The sequence below is a fragment of the Pseudokineococcus sp. 1T1Z-3 genome (genome assembly GCF_037482365.1).
Taxonomy (GTDB): Bacteria; Actinomycetota; Actinomycetes; order Actinomycetales; family Quadrisphaeraceae; genus Pseudokineococcus.
This window is the reverse complement of sequence record NZ_JBBHZF010000018.1, coordinates 236,270-252,661: the sequence shown is the minus strand read 5'-3', so window position 1 is coordinate 252,661 and position 16,392 is coordinate 236,270. Positions and strand designations below refer to the sequence as shown.

Sequence of the window (16,392 nt, the reverse complement as noted above, 5' to 3'; positions counted from 1 at the left end):
GGGCCGTGGCCGCACCCGACAGCACCTCGACGCCGCTCGACATGTCCGCTCCGGGCCCCTCGCCGGGACGGAGGGTCTGCCTGCTGTCAGCACTCCTGGTCTTCCTGTCGCTCCCCCTGCTCGTCCTCGCCCGACCGCCTCAGGGGTGGGAGTCTCTGACCCCCCTCTCCTCCCTCCTGGGGCTCCTCGCTGCCTTCGCCGTCGCCGAGGCCGCCGTCATCCACCTGCCGACCACCCGGACGGCCTACACCTTCTCGCTGCGTGAGCTGCCTGTGGTGCTGGGGCTCGTGTTCCTCACCCCTTCGGCCTACGTCGTCGCCTACCTGGCCGGCGGCTTCCTCGCCCTGGTGGTCTGGGAAGGTCAACGAGGACGCAAGCTCACCTTCAACACCGCGCTGTACCTGCTCGAGGCCTCCGTCACCGTCGCGGTTTTCGTGCTGCTGGCCCCCCCGGGCGACGACGTCGGAGTCGGCACGTGGGTAGCGGTTCTCGCTGCCGCCCTGTCGGGCAACGTCATCTCCGGGGTGGCCGTCGGCGCCGCTGTCGGTCTCATCGAGGGTGGTTTCGACCGCCAGCTCTTGCGGCAGATGCTGGTCGCGGGGCTCGCTGGCGCGCTCATCAACACCTGCATGGGGCTCCTCGTCGTCGTCCTGCTCGTCGAGCGGCCCGCGGGTCTCGTGCTCGTGCTCGTCGTCGTCGTGCTCCTCCTCTTCGGCTACCGGGCGTACTCCTCCTTCGTCGACGGCCACACCCGCCTCCAGGCGCTGTACCGCTTCGTGGGGTCGACCGGCCGGGCGGCAGAGCTCGACGACGCCGTCACCGTCGTGCTCGCCGAGGCGGCCGTGCTCCTGCGTGCCCGGCGGGCTGCCCTCGTCCTCTCCGGAGGGAGCGGCGAGCCGCACACCTTCGTCGAGGTCGAGGGTGGGGTGGAGGTGGGGCGCCGGGACGTCGACGACGCCGACGCGGCGGAGGTCTGGTGGTCCGACGCCCTGGCGGGACGCTCGGTCCTGCTGCCCAGCGACGCCGCGCCCGAGGCGCGGACCGTCGACTGCCCCCGGGACGGCATCGCGGTGCCGATCACCTCCGAGGCCTTCTCCGGGGTCCTGATGGTCGCCGACCGGACCTTCGAGAAGGAGACGTTCCGCGAGCAGGACGTGCGGCTGTTCGAGACCCTGGCGGCACACGCCGCCGTCACGCTCGAGAAGGCGCGTCTCGTCGACCGCCTGCGCCGGGTCGCCGCCGAGCGTGAGCACGACGCCCTCCACGACGCCCTCACCGGGCTGCCGAACCGTCGCGCCTTCAACGAGGCGGTCGGCCGGGCCCTCGCGTCCGGCATCGGCGGCGCCGTCCTGCTCATGGACCTGGACGACTTCAAGGACGTGAACGACACCCTGGGCCACCGCGCAGGTGACGAGCTGCTGCAGGTCACGGGCCGCCGCCTGCGGTCGGCCGTCGTGCTCGACCGGCCCGGGGACGCCTACGAGGGCACCGTCGCCCGCCTCGGCGGCGACGAGTTCGCCGTCCTGCTCCCCGGCGTGTGCCCGGCAGAGGCCTTCGAGCGGGCGCACGAGCTGCTGGAGCGTGTCACCGCCCCGGTCCCGCTGCAGGACATCACGCTCACCACGACCGCCAGCTTCGGCGTCGCCCCGATCCCCGAGGGGGCGCGCGACAGCGACGAGCTGCTCGTCCACGCCGACGTCGCCATGTACGCCGCGAAGGCGACCGGCGAGGGGGTCGCCTCGTACGTGCCGGAGGACACCGACGCCGTCCACCGCCGGCTGGCCCTCGCGGGCGAGCTGCCCAGCGCCATCGAGCAGCGTCGCTTCGAGGTCTGGTGCCAGCCGCAGATCGACGCGCGGACGGGTGTCGTCACCGGGGTCGAGGCCCTCCTGCGGTGGTGGCACCCGCTCTACGGCTGGGTCCCGCCCGGCGAGGTCGTGGCCATCGCCGAGCGCACCGGTCTGCTCGGGCGGCTGAGCCTCTCCGTGCTCGCCGAGTCGTTGCGGCTGCGTGCCGCGTGGCTGGACGTGGGCGTCGAGATCGACGTCTCGGTCAACGTCACGGCCCGGGACATCTCCGACCTCACGCTGCCGGACTCGGTGGGCGCACTCCTCGCTGCCACGAGGACGCCGCCGTCGGCGCTCGTCCTGGAGATCACGGAGAGCGGCGTCATGAGCGACCCCGAGCGCAGCCTCGAGGTGCTCGCCGCCCTCGGCCGGCTCGGCGTCAGGCTCAGCGTCGACGACTTCGGCACCGGTCACTCCTCGCTGGCCTACCTCGAGCGGCTGCCCGTGCACGAGGTCAAGATCGACCAGTCCTTCGTCAAGCGGCTGGAGCTGGAGGCCACCGACTCCACCGTCGTCCGCTCGATCGTCCTGCTGGCCCACGACCTCGGGATGCGCGTCGTCGCCGAGGGCGTCGAGAGCGACGTCGCCCGCGAGCGGGTGCAGGCGCTCGGGTGCGAGCTCGTCCAGGGCTTCGTCGTCGCGCGCCCCATGCCGGGCGACCAGGTGCCGCGCTGGGTCGACGAGCACGCGCCCGGTCCGCTGGTCGGTTGAGGCGTCCGGGATGTGGGACGACGGGTCTCGACGAGTGGGACCGGCCTAGCCTCGGGCGACCCTACCGAGCCGCCCGGAAGGCCTGCTGTGAGCACCCCCGCGCCCGACCTCGACCAGCCCGCCCCGGGCGGCCCCGCTGCCGGCGAGGCTCCCACCAACCCGCCGCGCCGCGTCCTGACGGCGAGCCTCGTCGGGACGGCCATCGAGTTCTACGACTTCTACATCTACGCGACCGCCGCGGTGCTGGTCTTCCCGGTGCTGTTCTTCCCGCAGGACGACCCGGTGACGGCGCAGCTGCAGTCGCTCGCGACCTTCGCCATCGCCTTCGTCGCCCGGCCCTTCGGCTCGGCACTCTTCGGGCACTTCGGCGACCGGGTCGGGCGCAAGGCGACGCTCGTGGCGTCCCTGCTCGTCATGGGCGTGGCCACAGTCCTCATCGGCCTGCTGCCCACCTACGCCGCCATCGGCGTGTGGGCGCCGGTGCTGCTGTGCGTCATGCGCTTCGGCCAGGGCCTCGGCCTGGGTGGGGAGTGGGGCGGTGCGGCGCTGCTGGCCACCGAGAACGCCCCGCGCGGCCGGCGGGCCCTCTTCGGCTCCTTCCCCCAGCTGGGGGCGCCCATCGGCTTCTTCGTGGCCAACGGCGTCTTCCTGCTGCTCTCCGCGCTGCTGCCCGACGAGGCCTTCCTCGCCTGGGGCTGGCGCATCCCCTTCCTGCTCTCGGCCGCGCTCGTCGTCCTGGGCCTGTACGTGCGGCTCCAGCTCGTGGAGACGCCGATCTTCGCCAAGGTGGTCGAGAGCTCCTCGCAGGCGCGGGTGCCGCTGGCGACGGTCGTGACGCGCTCGCCGAAGCCGCTCGTCGTGGGCATCGGCGTCATGCTCGCCACCTACACGCTCTTCTACCTGATGACGGTCTTCTCCCTGACGTACGGGACGACGCCCGTCGCCGACGGCGGCCTGGGGTACTCCCGCGAGCGGTTCCTGCTGCTGCTCATGCTCGCCGTGCTGGCCTTCGGGGCGCTCGTGCCGGTCGCCGGCCTGGTAGCCGACCGCTTCGGCCGGCGGCGCCCGCTCCTGCTGACGACGGTCGCGATCATCGCCTTCGGCCTGGCCTTCCCGCTGCTGCTCGGGGACGGGTCGACGCCGCGGGTGCTGCTGTTCCTGCTCGTGGGCCTCTCGCTCATGGGCATGACCTTCGGCCCGATGGGCGCGCTGCTGCCCGAGCTGTTCCCGCCGCACGTGCGGTACACGGGGGCGTCGCTGTCCTACAACCTCGCCAGCATCCTCGGCGCCTCGATCGCGCCGTACCTGGCGGCGTGGCTGCTGCTGCGCGGCGGCCTCGGCTGGGTGGGCCTGTACCTCGTCGTCGTCGCCGCGGTCACGCTCGTGGCCCTGCTGGTCTCGAAGGAGACGCGCGAGAGCGACTTCGCGGGGACGGGCGCCCCCGGCGGCCCGGGCGGCCGCCGGTCCTAAGGTCGGCGCCCTGGGCGTGCGGCGCCGCGCATCAGAGCCTCGACGGGCAGGAGCCCGCCTCGGCGACGTTGCACGCGCCCCGAGGTCGAGCGGTCGAGGGGTCGAGGGGTCGAGACCACGGCGCCCGGCCCGGTAGCATCGACGCCCGACGCGCCCTGCGCGTCCCGCCGCCTTAGCTCAGTCGGCTAGAGCGACGCACTCGTAATGCGTAGGTCGTGGGTTCGACTCCCACAGGCGGCTCCACCAGCACGCACGGCCCCCGTCGGCACCTGCCGCGGGGGCCGACGTGCGTCCACGGGCGTCTCGTCGTCGACGCCGCGCCGGCGTCAGAGAGCGCCGCGGCGGCGCAGCTCGCGCAGGCGCGTGAAGACGTAGCGGCGCAGCAGGTCGGCGTCGCCCGTCGGCAGGTCGGTGAAGCGCAGGCCGACGAGGACGCCGCGGGCGCCCGGGCGGAAGCGGCGGTGGACGACCGTGGCGGTGACCGGGCCGGTGAGCCCGTCGACGGGCAGGTCCAGCAGCACGCGCTCGCCCTGGTCGAGTCGCAGCACCACGGGGTCGACGACGCAGCGCGCGCCCGTCTCGCTGAGGTCGTCGACGGGCACGAGCAGCGGGGGAGGCGCGCTGGCGTGCAGGCCCTCGGCTGGCTCCGCCATCTCCCTCGCCGGCACCGCCGCCGACCCGCCCTGCACCGGTACGGGGCCGCTCGTCAGCCGGGCCCGGGCGATGGTGGCCCGCAGGTCCACCCGCACGCGGACGGCGTCACGCCGCTGGACCTTCTGCAGGGTCGAGGTGATCGTGGCGGTCCACTCGGTGTCGGCGCGGCGCGCGACGACGGCGCTGACGCCGAGGACCTCGCCGTGCTCGCCCCACACCAGGTCGACCTGCTCGCCCTCGGCGAGGGCGGCGGGCGTGCCGAGGACGTCGGTCGGCGGCGCCAGGACGAGACGGTCGGGCCCGACGTCGAGCAACCGGGCCGTCAGGGCCGCCGACGCACGGTGGGGCGCGACGTCCAGCAGCGCGCCCACCGGCGGGACGTCGTCGGCGGGCAGCAGCCGAGCGGTCGTCGCACCCCGTGCCGAGCCCATGTCGTCCCCCTCCCCGTCATTGACCTCTGCGCCGGCCACCCCGCGCCAACGAGCCGACCCCGCGGGGAGCTGGCCGGGCGGTGCCGTCGCGGCCCGCGACGGCGCACCTGCTCGCCGTCACATCGGCAGCGCGCACGAGGACCTGAAGTGCCGGCGCCGGCCGAGGGCGGCGCGGGTCGAGGTGTCGCAGCGGCACCGACGACGCCGGGCACACTGGTCACATGTGCGGCAGGTACGCGAGCTCGGTGCGGGACGCGCAGGTCGTCGAGGAGCTCGACGTCGAGGACGTCGTCGGCGAGGAGCTCGCGCCGTCGTGGAACGTGGCGCCGACCGACGCCGTCAGGGTCGTGGTCGAGCGCCCGCCGCGAGAGGGCCGCGACGGCCCGGAGGAGGTGCCTCGGGCGCCGCGCCGCCAGCTGCGCACGGCGCGGTGGGGCCTGGTGCCGTCGTGGTCGAAGGACGCCACGGGCGGCGCCCGCATGATCAACGCGCGCTCCGAGACGCTCACCGAGCGCTCGGCCTTCAAGGCCGCCGCGGGCCGGCGACGGTGCCTCGTGCCCGCCGACGGCTACTACGAGTGGCAGGCCGTCCCCGGCCAGAAGCGCAAGACACCGTGGTTCCTGCGCGCCGAGGACTCCTCGCTGCTCACCTTCGCCGGCCTCTACGAGCTCTGGCGCGACCGCTCCCGCGCCGACGACGACCCCGCGCGGTGGCTGTGGTCGGTGACCGTCGTGACGACGTCAGCCCATGACGCGCTCGGGGAGATCCACGACCGCACGCCGCTGCTGGTGCCCGCCGACCGGCGCGCGGACTGGCTGTGCACCGCGACCACCGACGCCGAGGAGGTGCGGGCGCTCGTCGCGTCCCTGCCCGAGCCGCGCCTGGTGCCGCACGTCGTCGGCCCCGGTGTCGGCGACGTCCGACGGGACGGCCCGGAGCTCGTCGAGCCCGTCGCCGACCAGCCTGGGCGACGCGAGGGCGACGTCGGGAGCAGTGGCTCATGAGCGGCGTGGACCCGGCCGCGGCGGGCGAGCGGGCCGCCCTCGTCGGCCGCGGGGCCCGCTCGGGCGCCGTCCTCGGCGCGGTGGCCGGTGCCGTGACCGGGGTGGCCCTCCTGCTGCTGACGCCCGGCGCCGGGAGCGGCGACGGCGCGCTGCTCGTGCTCGCGCCCGTCGTGCTGTCGGCGGCGGTGGGCTCGATCACCGGCGCCGTCGGTGGACGGCTCGTGGCCGCCCAGGTGGAGTCGGGCAACGGCGTGCGGTCGCTGCCGGTGCTCGTGGTCGCCGGTCTCGTGGCGCTCGCGCTGCTCCTGCTCGTCTCGGCGCTGCTCAGCGACCTGCTCGTCGGGCCCGCCCTGGCCGGGGGAGGCGCGGTCCTGGCGCTCGTGCGGGTCGCCGGGCTCGCCCGCGCGGCGCGGACCCGCGGGCCGCTCCCGCCGCTGGTCTGAGGCCGTCGCCGCTCCCGGCGGCCCACCCGAGGTGAGGCGGCCCACCTCGTGCCGCCGGGGCCGGCGTCGGGGCGCCCGGTAGCGTCGCGCTGTGCCTCGCCTGCGTCGTCGCCGCCGCCACCGGCGGGCGGCCGGGACCTCCGGCGCGGCGGCGCCGGCGGCCCACGGCGCGGACGTCGTGGGCTACCGCCGGGGTGAGCGGGGTCTGCGCCGGGCCTCGGTGGGGCTGTTCCTCGGCGCCCTGGTGACCTTCGCCCTGGTCTACGTGCCCCAGCCGCTGCTGCCGCTGCTGGCCGCGGACTTCGACGTCTCGCCGACGGCGTCCACCCTCGCCCTGTCGGCGACGACGGCCGGCCTGGCCGTCGGCCTCGTCGTCGCCGCCCCGATCTCCGAGCGCGTCGGCCGGACCCCGCTCGTGCACGCCTCCCTGCTCGGCGGGTCGGTGCTGGGGGTCGCGTGCGCGTTCGCGCCGACGTGGGTCTCGCTCGTCGGCCTGCGCGGGCTGCTCGGGCTCGTCCTCGCGGGACTGCCCGCCGTCGCCGTCGCCTACCTGCGCGAGGAGGTGCACCCGACGGCTGCAGGCTGGGCGACCGGCCTGTTCATCGGCGGCAACGCCGTCGGCGGGATGAGCGGGCGGCTCGTCGCCAGCGGTCTCGCCGAGCTGGCGGACTGGCGGGTGGCCACCGGGGTGGTCGGCGCGCTGAGCCTCGTCGTCGCCCTCGCCGTCCGGCGGCTGCTGCCGACGTCGCGGCGCTTCGTGCCGGCGCCGGCCGGGCTGCGCCAGCTCGCCCGCCGCAGCCGCGGGGTGCTCACCGACCCGGCGCTGCTCGCCCTGTACGGCGTGTCCTTCCTGCTCATGGGGGCCTTCGTGGCCGTCTACAACGCCGTCGGCTTCCGCCTGGCCGCGCCGCCGTACGCCCTGGGCCCGGGCCTGGCGGGACTCGTCTTCGTGGCCTACGCCCTGGGCTCGGTGTCCTCGACGACCGCCGGGCGCCTGGCGGACGCCGTCGGGCGCAGGGCGGTGGTGCCCGTCGCCGTCCTCGTCGTCGCCGCGGGCCTGGCCCTCACCCTGGCCGAGCCGCTGTGGCTGCTCGTGGCCGGCATCGCCGTCATGACGACCGGGTTCTTCGCCGCCCACGGCGTCGCCAGCGGCTGGGTCGGGGCCCGCGCCGGCGCGGGCGGGCGGGCGACGGCGCAGGCGGCCTCGACCTACCTGGTCGCCTACTACGCCGGCTCTTCCGTCGGCGGGACGCTCGCGGGGCTGGCCTGGGAGCAGGCCCGCTGGCCGGGCGTCGTCGTCCTCGCGGCCGCGGGCGTCCTCGGTGCCCTGGTGCTGACCCTCCTGCTGCGCCGGACCCGCTCGCTGCTTCCCAGCCCGGCCTCGGCGGCGCCCGGCGCCGGCTGAGGCCCGGACGCCGCCCTCACCGGCACCTTCGTCGTCTCACGGCGGGCGCCGGTGTCGCCGGAGGCGGGTGCGTCGCCGTCTGGGGACGCTCTCGCCCGGCTCCTGTGCGCACGCCGGGCGTCGACGTCCTCGGGACGCCGGCTGGCTCGCGCCCGAGGGCCTTCGCACCGGGTCTACGTCGCCCCGGCGTGAGGAGCGGCCCGCCGGCGAGGTGTGGTCACCGGTCGTAGGCGTGGCGGCGGTGGACCACGGAGACGACCTCGACGACGAGGCGTCGGTCGAGGAGGCGGTGGAGCACGAGGTGCTCGCCGCGACGAGCCGACCAGAGGGGAGCCAGGGGCTCGCGAAGAGGCTTGCCGACCTGGTGCGGGTCCGACCGCAGGGGTTCGACGATGACCTTGACGGCGGCTGCGGCGACGGCCTCAAGCAGGCCCTCCTGCACGGCGCGTCGTGCTGCTGCGACCAGGACGACGTCGTCGCCGTCAGGGTCCACCAGCTTCGACGAGCTCGCCCGGGCGTTCGCGAGCGACGGAGTCGTCATGTCCAGACATCTGGCGTGCGTCGCCGTCTCGAGGCGGCTCGGCCGTGACGTCGTCATCGAACGGCTCCGTGGACCGGGCCGGCCGCGCCAACCATCACGCCACCCAGGCGTCCGCCTCGACCTCGACCAGCAGCGCAGGGTCGACGAGGGCGCTGACCTCGACCATCGAGCAGGCCGGGCGGACGTCGGCGAAGAGCTCCCCGTGCGCGCGGCCGACCTCCTCCCACCGGCTGATGTCGGTGACGTACAGGCGCGTGCGGACGACGTCGTCGAGGCCGCCGCCGAGCTCCTCCAGCGCCAACCGGATCCGCCGGATCGCCTCCCGGGTCTGCGCACCGGCGTCCCCCGGGCCGACGACGTCACCGCCGGGCAGCGCGGCCGTCGTCCCGGCGACGCAGACCAGCGGCCCGACGCGCACGGCGCGGGAGTACCCCACGACCGGCTCCCAGGTCGCGCCGCTGCTGACGCGACGGCGTCCCGGTACGGAGCCGTCCGCGGTCATCAGGCGCGAGGTCCGCTGCCGTCACCCGAGCCAGACCGCTCCTCGCGCCGCGCCGCCGCGAGCTCTTCGAGCGACGTCGCGATGCGCTCCAGCTTGCCGAGCAGGCTGATGACGACGGCGACGAGACCGAGCAGCAGGGCCAGGCTCACCACGGCTGTGACGTCCATGCCCCCGATGGTCGCAGCCACCGCCCTGGCTCGCGGGAACGGTGGGAGCTCGCGGGAACGGTGGGGGCTCGCGGGAACGGTGGGGGCTCGCGGCGACGGTCGGGCTCACGGCGACGGTCGGGACGGGCGACGCTGGCCGCCGACGTCGACCGCAGCGCAGGTCGACCGCACCCGAGGGGCAGCGATGGAGCACGCACCCGACCGACCTGCCCGCGCCGCGCGGGCGCGCGAGCGCTTCGAGGGCGCCATCGCGGGCCTCGGGACGCGCGAGGGGACCCGCGTCGTCGTCGGGCACTGGCGTCGCTCGCCCTTCGGGGGCGGCGCCGCCGGCGCCTTCACCGACGCGATGGTCGAGCGCGCCGACGGCACCCGCCTCCTGCTCGCGCCGACACGCGCTGTCGCCGACTACGTCTCCGCCGTCTACCGCTTCGACGAGGTCCACGTCGTCGACGTCCGCGTGCGCACCGAGCCGGTGCGCACCGGCGCCGTGTGGGAGGTCGACGCCGGCGCGTTGCGGCTGCGTCTCGAGGTCGGCGGCCGGACCGGGCTGGGCTGGCTGCTGCGCGCCGTCCCCGGCCCGCTCGCGGCGGCGCCGGCGTGGGCGAGCCTCGTCGACCCGGTCGCCCGTCGGCTCGTGCGCGGGGTGAGCACGCGCGGCAGCGCCGGCGGAGGGCGGCGTGAGTGGTACGGCGCCCGTGACGTCCGGGTGCTCGCCGGCGCCGACACCCGGTGGGACGGCGTCGACCTCGGCCCGCTCGCACCCGTCGACCCGCCGGTGCGCTTCGGCTTCGGGTCGACGCCGACGCAGCCCTCGCTCGTGCGCGTCGTCTCGACCGTCGAGGCGGCCTGAGCACCCGCGTCGGCCGCAGACGCCGACGGCGCGCCCCCAGCGGGGACGCGCCGTCGGGTCGCCGTCGGGGTCAGGCGGGCTGGCGGGCTCCGGCGAAGACCTCGACGAGCTTCGCGCTGAAGGCGGGAATGTCGTCGGGGTTGCGGCTCGTGACGAGGTTGCCGTCGACGGCGACCTCCTCGTCGACCCGGGTGCCGCCGGCGTTGCGGATGTCGGTGGCCAGGCTCGGCCAGGACGTGATCGTCCGGCCGCGGACGACGTCGGCCTCGACCAGCGTCCAGGGGCCGTGGCAGATGGCGCCGACCGGCTTGCCCGAGGTGACGAAGTCGCGGACGAAGGCGACGGCGTCCGCGTCCAGACGCAGCTTGTCCGGGTTCACCGTCCCGCCCGGCAGCACGAGCGCGTCGTAGTCGGCGACCTGGGCGCCGCCGACGGCCGCGTCCGGGGTGAAGGTGTCGGCCGGCTCGACGTCGGCGTTCATCGCCTGGATCGGGTCGGTCGCCAGCGAGAGCAGGTGCACGGTGGCGCCCTCGCCCTCCAGCGCCTGGCGCGGCTCGACGTACTCCACCTGCTCCACGCCGTCGGCCGCGAGGAACGCGATCTTGACGCCGTCCAGCTGTCCTGCCATGGGGTCCTCCTGAGAAGTCGTGGTCCGCGGGGGCGGACCGGGGCGCCCCGAGGGGCGTCGTCGAGGACGCCAGGGCCACCGGGGCGGTGGGAGATGCCCGTCACGGTAGGCACGTCCTGTCGTCGCGCGCCCGGCGGAGCGTCACGGGGCGGGACGGGCTCCCGTAAGGTCTGCGCCGACCGGCGCGGCGCAGCTCCAGCCTGCGGGCGCCGACCCGGACGGGAGCCGTCCCGGGGGCACTCGAGAGGGGCGCGAGGTGACGCGGCTGTGCGTCTGAAGGACGCCCTCGCGGGGCGGCGCATCCTCCTGACCGGGGTCACGGGCTTCATCGGCGAGGCCCTGCTGCGCACGCTGCTCGTCGAGGCGCCCGAGGTCCGGCCCGTGGTCCTCGTACGACCCAAGGCCGGCCAGCCGGCCGCCGACCGCGTGGTCCGCCTGCTGCGTCGTCGCACCTTCGCACCCGCGGTGGAGGCTGCCGGCGGCCTGGAGCAGCTGGCCGCCCGCGTCGAGGTCCTCGAGGGTGACCTCGCCGACGTCCCGCGGCTGCCGCGCGACCTCGACGTCGTCGTCCACTGCGCCGGCGAGGTCGGTTTCGCGCCGCCGCTGCAGGAAGCCTTCGCCGTCAACGTGGTCGGCACCGGCCGGCTGCTCGAGCGGGTCCTGGAGGCCAGCGCGCCGGGCCCCGACCGGGTCGCCGCCGACGGGCGCCCCCGCCCCGGCGTCCACTACGTCCACGTCTCGACGGCGTACGTCGGCGGCCGCCGCCGCGGGCCCGTCCCCGAGGCCTCCGTCGAGCACGACGTCGACTGGCGCACCGAGCTGGAGGCGGCCGACCGTCTCGCCGCCCGGCTGGAGGAGGACTCCCGCACGCCCGCGGTGCTGGCTCGCCTCAACGCCGAGGCCCAGGCCCTGCACGGGCGCGCCGGGCCGCTGACGGTCGCGGCCGACGCCGAGCGCCGGCGCCGGGAGTGGGTCGCGCAGCAGCAGCAGGAGGCCGGCCGCCAGCGGGGGCACAGCCTCGGCTGGACCGACGTCTACACCTTCACCAAGGCCCTCGGCGAGCGCGTCGTCGAGGAGCTGGGCGCGCCGCTGCCCGTGAGCGTGGTGCGGCCCTCGATCGTGGAGTCCGCTCTCGTGCACCCTTTCCCGGGGTGGATCGAGGGCTTCAAGATGGCCGAGCCGCTCATCATGAGCTACGGCCGCGGCGAGCTGCCCGAGGTGCCCGCGGCGCCGGACTCGACGATCGACATCGTGCCCGTCGACCACGTCGTCGGCGCCCTCGTCGCGGTGTGCGCGACGACGCCGGAGCCCGGCTCCCCGGCGTACTTCCACGTCTCCTCCGGGGCCCGCAACCCGCTGACCTTCCGGCGGCTCTACGAGCTCGTGCGCGAGCACTTCCTCGCCCACCCCTTCGACGCCCCCGACGTCGGCGAGCTGCCGGTGTGGGACTTCCCGGGTGCCGCGCACGTCGAGCGGCGGCTCGCGCTGGGCGAGCGGGTGCACGGTGCGGCCGAGCGGGCCCTGACCTACGTGCCGCGCTCGGAGCGGGTGCGCGGGTGGAGCCGTGACCTCGACCGGCTCGGGACCCGGCTGGAGGTGCTGCGCCGCTACTCCGACCTGTACCAGCCGTACACCCAGTCCGAGCTGCACTTCGTCGACGACGCGACGCTGGCCCTGCACCGCGCGCTGGACCCGGCCGACGTGCCCGCGCTCGGCTTCGACACCGCCGTCGTGGACTGGGAGCACTACATCCGCGACGTGCACGCCCCGAGCGTCACCGCGCCCGTGCGCAAGCAGGACGCCCTGCGCGCGATGCGGGCCCGCCGCGGCCCGGGCGGCGTGCGACGTCCGCTCGTGCCCGCCGCTGCCGGCGCACCTGCGTCGGACGTCCTCGCCGTCTTCGACCTCGACGGGACGCTGCTGACGGCGAACGTCGTCGAGACCTACCTGTGGACCCGGCTGCCCGGCCTGCGCAGCGCCCGCGCGGCCCGCGAGGTCGTCGCGCTCGCCGGCCGGCTGCCGTCGATGCTGCTCGCCGAGCGGCGCGACCGCAGCGACTTCCTCCGGCAGGTCTACCGGCGCTACCGGGGTGCCGACCTCGCGGTGCTCGACAAGCTCGCCGACACCGTCCTCGCGCCGGCCCTGCTGGAGCGCACCAGCGACGCCGCGCTCGCCCGGGTCGCCGACCACCGCGCCGCCGGGCACCGCACGGTGCTGCTGACGGGCGCCGTCGAGCAGCTCACCCGCCCGCTCGTGCCCTTCTTCGACGAGGTGGTCAGCTCGCGGCTGGCCTCGGACCAGGACGGGCGTGCCACCGGCTACCTCGTGGCGCCGCCGCTCGTGGGGGAGGGGCGCGCGGCGTGGGTCAAGCGGTACGCCGAGGTGCACGGCTTCGACCTGGCGGGCAGCTACGCCTACGCCGACAGCCACTCCGACCTGCCGCTGCTGCGGTGCGTGGGGCTGCCGACGGCGGTCTCGCCCGACGTCCCGCTGCTGCGCGCCGCGCGGCGCGCCGGGTGGCCCGTGGAGCTGTGGGCCGCGCGCACGACGCTGCCTCGGCCGTTGCGGCCGCCGAGGGGCCCTGGCTCTTGAGGGTCCTCGCTCTTGAGGGTCGGGAGCCCGTGAGTGGTGGGGCTCACGAGGGTCGGGGTCTCATGGGCGGGGACGTCGACTCGTCGGGTGCCGAGCGGGTGAGCGCCTCGGTGTCGGACGTGCGGTCGACCACGGGCGGGACGTCGCAGGAGGAGGTCGTTCAGGGTGGGTGCTGACGCGCACGAGCAGGCGGTGGCGGCGCTGGAGACGCAGGTGGGGCTGCTGGTCCGGCGCGCGCGGGCGTTGTCGACGTCAGGGGCCAGCGAGGTGCACCCCGACCTCGACCACTCCGCCTACGGCATCCTGCTGCGGCTGTCCGCCGTGGGCGCCGAGCGCACCACCGACCTGGCGGCCTTCCTCGGGATCGGCAAGCCGACGACGTCGCGCCAGCTCTCCCAGCTGGTGGAGCTCGGCCTCGCCGAGCGCACGGAGGACCCGAGCGACGGCCGCGCGTCGCTGGTGCGCCTGACCGACGAGGGCCAGGAGCGCCTCGACCGGGTGCGCTCGGTGCGCCGCGCGACGCTTCGCGCGCGCCTCGACGTCTGGACCGACGAGGACGTGCTCACCCTCGCCACCCTGCTCGGCCGCCTGAACGACGCCGTCGCCCCGCTGCCCTGAGCCGCCTTGCCCCGCGACGTGTGACCTTGTCGGGCGCTCGGCGCGTCACGGTCACACATCGCGAGGGGGAGCGGCGCGTCAAGGTCACATCGCGGGTGACCGCGCGGCCAGGGCGTGCGTCGCCCCGGCCAGAGCGGTGGCACCGACGCGGACGCCGGTGCCACCGCCGACGGCTCAGAGGTGGCCGCCGGCCTCCTCGAGGCGCTTGCGGGAGTTCTCGATCTCGGCCTCGGCGTCGGCGCGGCCGACCCAGTGCGAGCCCTCGACGGACTTGCCCGGCTCGAGGTCCTTGTAGATCCGGAAGAAGTGGTCGATCTCCTGGCGGTAGAACTCGCCGACGTCCTCCAGGTCCTTGATGTGCTCCAGCCGAGGGTCGCCGGCGGGCACGCAGAGGACCTTGTCGTCGCCACCGGCCTCGTCCCGCATGTGGAACATCCCGACCGCCCGCGCACGGACGACGCAGCCCGGGAACGTCGGCTCGTCGAGCATGACGAGCGCGTCGAGCGGGTCGCCGTCGTCGCCGAGCGTGCCGTCGATGAAGCCGTAGTCCGCGGGGTACCGCGTCGCCGTGAAGAGGGTGCGGTCCAGGCGGATCCGTCCCGTCTCGTGGTCGACCTCGTACTTGTTGCGGTTCCCCTTGGGGATCTCGATGGTCACGTCGAAGTCCACGGTGCACGCCCTCCCGGCGGTGGTCCTGGTGCTCGTCTGGGTCACGTCGATCCGCCCCGTGCCCGCCTCTGCGAAGTGCTGCTGGAGGTGCTGAGCACCCGCGTCGGGCCGGGGCTGGCCTCGTAGTCTGGCCTATCGACGGCGGCCGCGAGCCCCGTCGGGGCCCCGCAGCCGGCAGCCGGCCCCGGTGCGCAGCCCGAGGCGTCGGCCGCGAGACCGCCCGTCCCGCACGAGGAGCCGAGGAGGTGGCGTGACGCCCAGCCGCGCACCCGCCCGTCGGCGACCCTCCGCACCGCCCCGTCGGCGCGCCCGCCGTCGCCGCGCCGCCCTCGCCGTCGCCGCGCTGCTGGTCCTCGGCGGCGGCTACGCCCTCGGCGACGCGGCCGACGTCGTCCCCGGCCCGCTGACGACGGCGCCCCCGCCCGACCCGGACCCGTGGCCCGCCGCCCCCGGCGCCGAGCTGCCCCCCGCGCTGCCCGGTGATCCCGTGCTGGCCGCCGCCGGGACCGACGCCCCCGTGCCCGACCCGGCCGTGCTGGCCGACGTCGTCGCCCCCTTCCTCGGCGACCCTGCCCTCGGCCCCTCCCGCGCCGCCCTCGTCACCGACGGGCTCACGGGCGAGGTGCTCCTCGACGTCGGCGCCGACGCCGCCCTGGAGCCGGCGTCGACCGTCAAGCTGCTCACGGCGGCCGCCGCCCTCGCCGAGCTGGACCCGGCGGCGACCTTCCCCACCACCGTCGTGCTCACCGACGCCGGCGCCGAGACCCCCACCGCCGTCCTGCTCGCCGACGGCGACAACTTCCTGTCCGCGGGCGCGGGGGACCCGGGCGCCGTCGTCGGCCACGCCGGGCTCGCGGACCTCGCCGACGACGTCGCCGCCTCCCTCGCCGCGCGGGGCACCGGCGCGCTGGCGCTACGCCTGGCCGACCCGCTCGCCCCGACCGGCCCGGTGCGCCCGCCCGGCTGGCTCGCGGTCGACGTCGCCAACGGCTACGCCGCCGACGTCACGGGCGTCGCCGTCAACGGCGGCCGGCTCCTGGACGAGGAGTACTCCCGCCGCGCCGCCGACCCCGGGCTCGCCGCCACCGACCGGCTCGCCGACCTCCTGCGCGAGCGCGGCGTCGACGTCGCCGGCGACCCCGCCCGGGTCGACCCGGCCGCCGTGCCGGACGACGCGCCCGTCCTCGGCGAGGTCTCCTCGGCGCCGGTCGCCGACGTCGTCGGGCACATGCTGCGCGTCAGCGACAACACCTCCGCCGAGCTCCTCGGCCTGCTCGTCGCCCGCGAGCGGGGCGCGCCCGTGACGCCGGTCGGTGCGGCGCAGGCGATCACGGACGCCGTCGCCGACCTCGGCGTCGACGTCACCGGCGTCGCGCTGCCCGACGGCAGCGGCCTGGGGGACGGCGGACGGCTGACGCCGCGGGCCATCGCCGGTGTGCTGGAGGTCGCCGTCCAGGACGAGGCCTTCCGGCCGCTGCTCGCCGGCCTGCCCGTCGCGGGCCTCACCGGCTCCCTCACCGACCGCCTCGTCGACGACCCCACCGGCCGCGGCGTCGTCCGCGCCAAGACGGGCTCCCTCTTCGGCGTCACGTCGCTGGCCGGCGTCGTCGTCGACGCCGACGGACGGCTGCTCGTCTTCGCCCTCTCCGCCGACCAGATCACGTCCACGCCGGGTGCCCGCGCGGCCTTCGACGACGTCGCCGGGGCGCTGGCCGGCTGCGGCTGCCGGTAGGCAGCTGACGCGGCGACGGCGCACGGAGCATGGATCCCGCGGGCCGAGAGGCCGCGTCCCCGGGGGTGTCCCCGGAGCGGGCACCGAGACGCCAGGATGCCGGGCATGCGACGAGTGGTCTTCCGGGC

General features: G+C 76.1%; 15 protein-coding genes and 1 tRNA gene. 10 read left to right on the top strand and 6 right to left on the bottom strand.

Features of this window, described 5'->3' with window-relative positions; translation table 11 throughout:
• Nucleotides 1-5 precede the first annotated feature (5 nt).
• The 3 genes from WDV86_RS06335 to WDV86_RS06325 all read left to right on the top strand — a co-directional run bounded on the left by WDV86_RS06335 (nt 6) and on the right by WDV86_RS06325 (nt 4,271).
• Nucleotides 6-2,558 (top strand): putative bifunctional diguanylate cyclase/phosphodiesterase, encoded by a 2,553-nt coding sequence (locus WDV86_RS06335; RefSeq protein ID WP_339566749.1) that lies wholly within the window; start codon nt 6-8, stop codon nt 2,556-2,558.
• 87 nt (nt 2,559-2,645) lie between these two features.
• Complete coding sequence (locus tag WDV86_RS06330; RefSeq protein WP_339566748.1) at nt 2,646-4,028, top strand: MFS transporter; 1,383 nt, start codon at nt 2,646-2,648, stop codon at nt 4,026-4,028.
• A 166-nt stretch (nt 4,029-4,194) separates the two neighbouring features.
• A tRNA-Thr gene (locus tag WDV86_RS06325) sits at nt 4,195-4,271 on the top strand.
• 83 nt (nt 4,272-4,354) lie between these two features.
• Here the strand turns inward: WDV86_RS06325 and WDV86_RS06320 are convergent.
• Entirely contained in the window at nt 4,355-5,113 is a 759-nt protein-coding gene (locus WDV86_RS06320; RefSeq protein ID WP_339566747.1) for a flagellar brake protein, read from the bottom strand.
• Between the two features lie 221 nt (nt 5,114-5,334).
• Between WDV86_RS06320 and WDV86_RS06315 the strand changes: the two genes are divergently transcribed.
• The 3 genes from WDV86_RS06315 to WDV86_RS06305 all read left to right on the top strand — a co-directional run bounded on the left by WDV86_RS06315 (nt 5,335) and on the right by WDV86_RS06305 (nt 7,965).
• On the top strand, nt 5,335-6,117 hold the full coding sequence (locus WDV86_RS06315) for an SOS response-associated peptidase (RefSeq protein WP_339566746.1): 783 nt from the start codon (nt 5,335-5,337) through the stop codon (nt 6,115-6,117).
• The gene (locus tag WDV86_RS06310; RefSeq protein WP_339566745.1) at nt 6,114-6,560 is read left to right on the top strand and encodes a hypothetical protein; all 447 of its coding nucleotides are present in this window, start codon (nt 6,114-6,116) and stop codon (nt 6,558-6,560) included. Before WDV86_RS06315 ends, WDV86_RS06310 begins: the two co-directional genes overlap by 4 nt.
• A 91-nt stretch (nt 6,561-6,651) precedes the next feature.
• On the top strand, nt 6,652-7,965 hold the full coding sequence (locus WDV86_RS06305; protein ID WP_339566744.1) for an MFS transporter: 1,314 nt from the start codon (nt 6,652-6,654) through the stop codon (nt 7,963-7,965).
• 217 nt (nt 7,966-8,182) lie between these two features.
• Here WDV86_RS06305 and WDV86_RS06300 read toward each other — a convergent pair whose 3' ends face one another.
• The 3 genes from WDV86_RS06300 to WDV86_RS06290 form a co-directional block, all read right to left on the bottom strand.
• Complete coding sequence (locus WDV86_RS06300) at nt 8,183-8,506, bottom strand: hypothetical protein (RefSeq protein WP_339566743.1); 324 nt, start codon at nt 8,504-8,506, stop codon at nt 8,183-8,185.
• A gap of 94 nt (nt 8,507-8,600) precedes the next feature.
• Nucleotides 8,601-9,008, bottom strand: a complete 408-nt coding sequence (locus WDV86_RS06295) for a RidA family protein (RefSeq protein ID WP_445262954.1) — start codon at nt 9,006-9,008, stop codon at nt 8,601-8,603.
• Nucleotides 9,008-9,175 (bottom strand): hypothetical protein, encoded by a 168-nt coding sequence (locus tag WDV86_RS06290; protein WP_339566741.1) that lies wholly within the window; start codon nt 9,173-9,175, stop codon nt 9,008-9,010. The genes WDV86_RS06295 and WDV86_RS06290 overlap by 1 nt, the downstream gene beginning before the upstream one ends.
• Nucleotides 9,176-9,359: 184 nt before the next feature.
• On the opposite strand from WDV86_RS06290, the gene WDV86_RS06285 reads away from it, so the two are divergent.
• Nucleotides 9,360-10,025 (top strand): hypothetical protein, encoded by a 666-nt coding sequence (locus WDV86_RS06285; RefSeq protein ID WP_339566740.1) that lies wholly within the window; start codon nt 9,360-9,362, stop codon nt 10,023-10,025.
• A gap of 70 nt (nt 10,026-10,095) precedes the next feature.
• Here the strand turns inward: WDV86_RS06285 and WDV86_RS06280 are convergent, their stop codons facing one another.
• Entirely contained in the window at nt 10,096-10,653 is a 558-nt protein-coding gene (locus tag WDV86_RS06280; protein ID WP_339566739.1) for a type 1 glutamine amidotransferase domain-containing protein, read from the bottom strand.
• Nucleotides 10,654-10,920: 267 nt separating this feature from the next.
• Between WDV86_RS06280 and WDV86_RS06275 the strand changes: the two genes are divergently transcribed.
• Together WDV86_RS06275 and WDV86_RS06270 are read left to right on the top strand one after the other, a co-directional pair.
• Nucleotides 10,921-13,245, top strand: a complete 2,325-nt coding sequence (locus tag WDV86_RS06275) for an HAD-IB family phosphatase (protein WP_339566738.1) — start codon at nt 10,921-10,923, stop codon at nt 13,243-13,245.
• 165 nt (nt 13,246-13,410) lie between these two features.
• Nucleotides 13,411-13,863 (top strand): MarR family winged helix-turn-helix transcriptional regulator, encoded by a 453-nt coding sequence (locus WDV86_RS06270; RefSeq protein WP_339566737.1) that lies wholly within the window; start codon nt 13,411-13,413, stop codon nt 13,861-13,863.
• A gap of 174 nt (nt 13,864-14,037) precedes the next feature.
• On the opposite strand, the gene WDV86_RS06265 is transcribed toward WDV86_RS06270, so the two are convergent.
• Entirely contained in the window at nt 14,038-14,532 is a 495-nt protein-coding gene (locus WDV86_RS06265; protein ID WP_339566736.1) for an inorganic diphosphatase, read from the bottom strand.
• A 250-nt stretch (nt 14,533-14,782) separates the two neighbouring features.
• On the opposite strand from WDV86_RS06265, the gene dacB reads away from it, so the two are divergent.
• Complete coding sequence (dacB, locus tag WDV86_RS06260) at nt 14,783-16,264, top strand: D-alanyl-D-alanine carboxypeptidase/D-alanyl-D-alanine endopeptidase (protein ID WP_339566735.1); 1,482 nt, start codon at nt 14,783-14,785, stop codon at nt 16,262-16,264.
• The last annotated feature ends 128 nt before the right edge of the window (nt 16,265-16,392 follow it).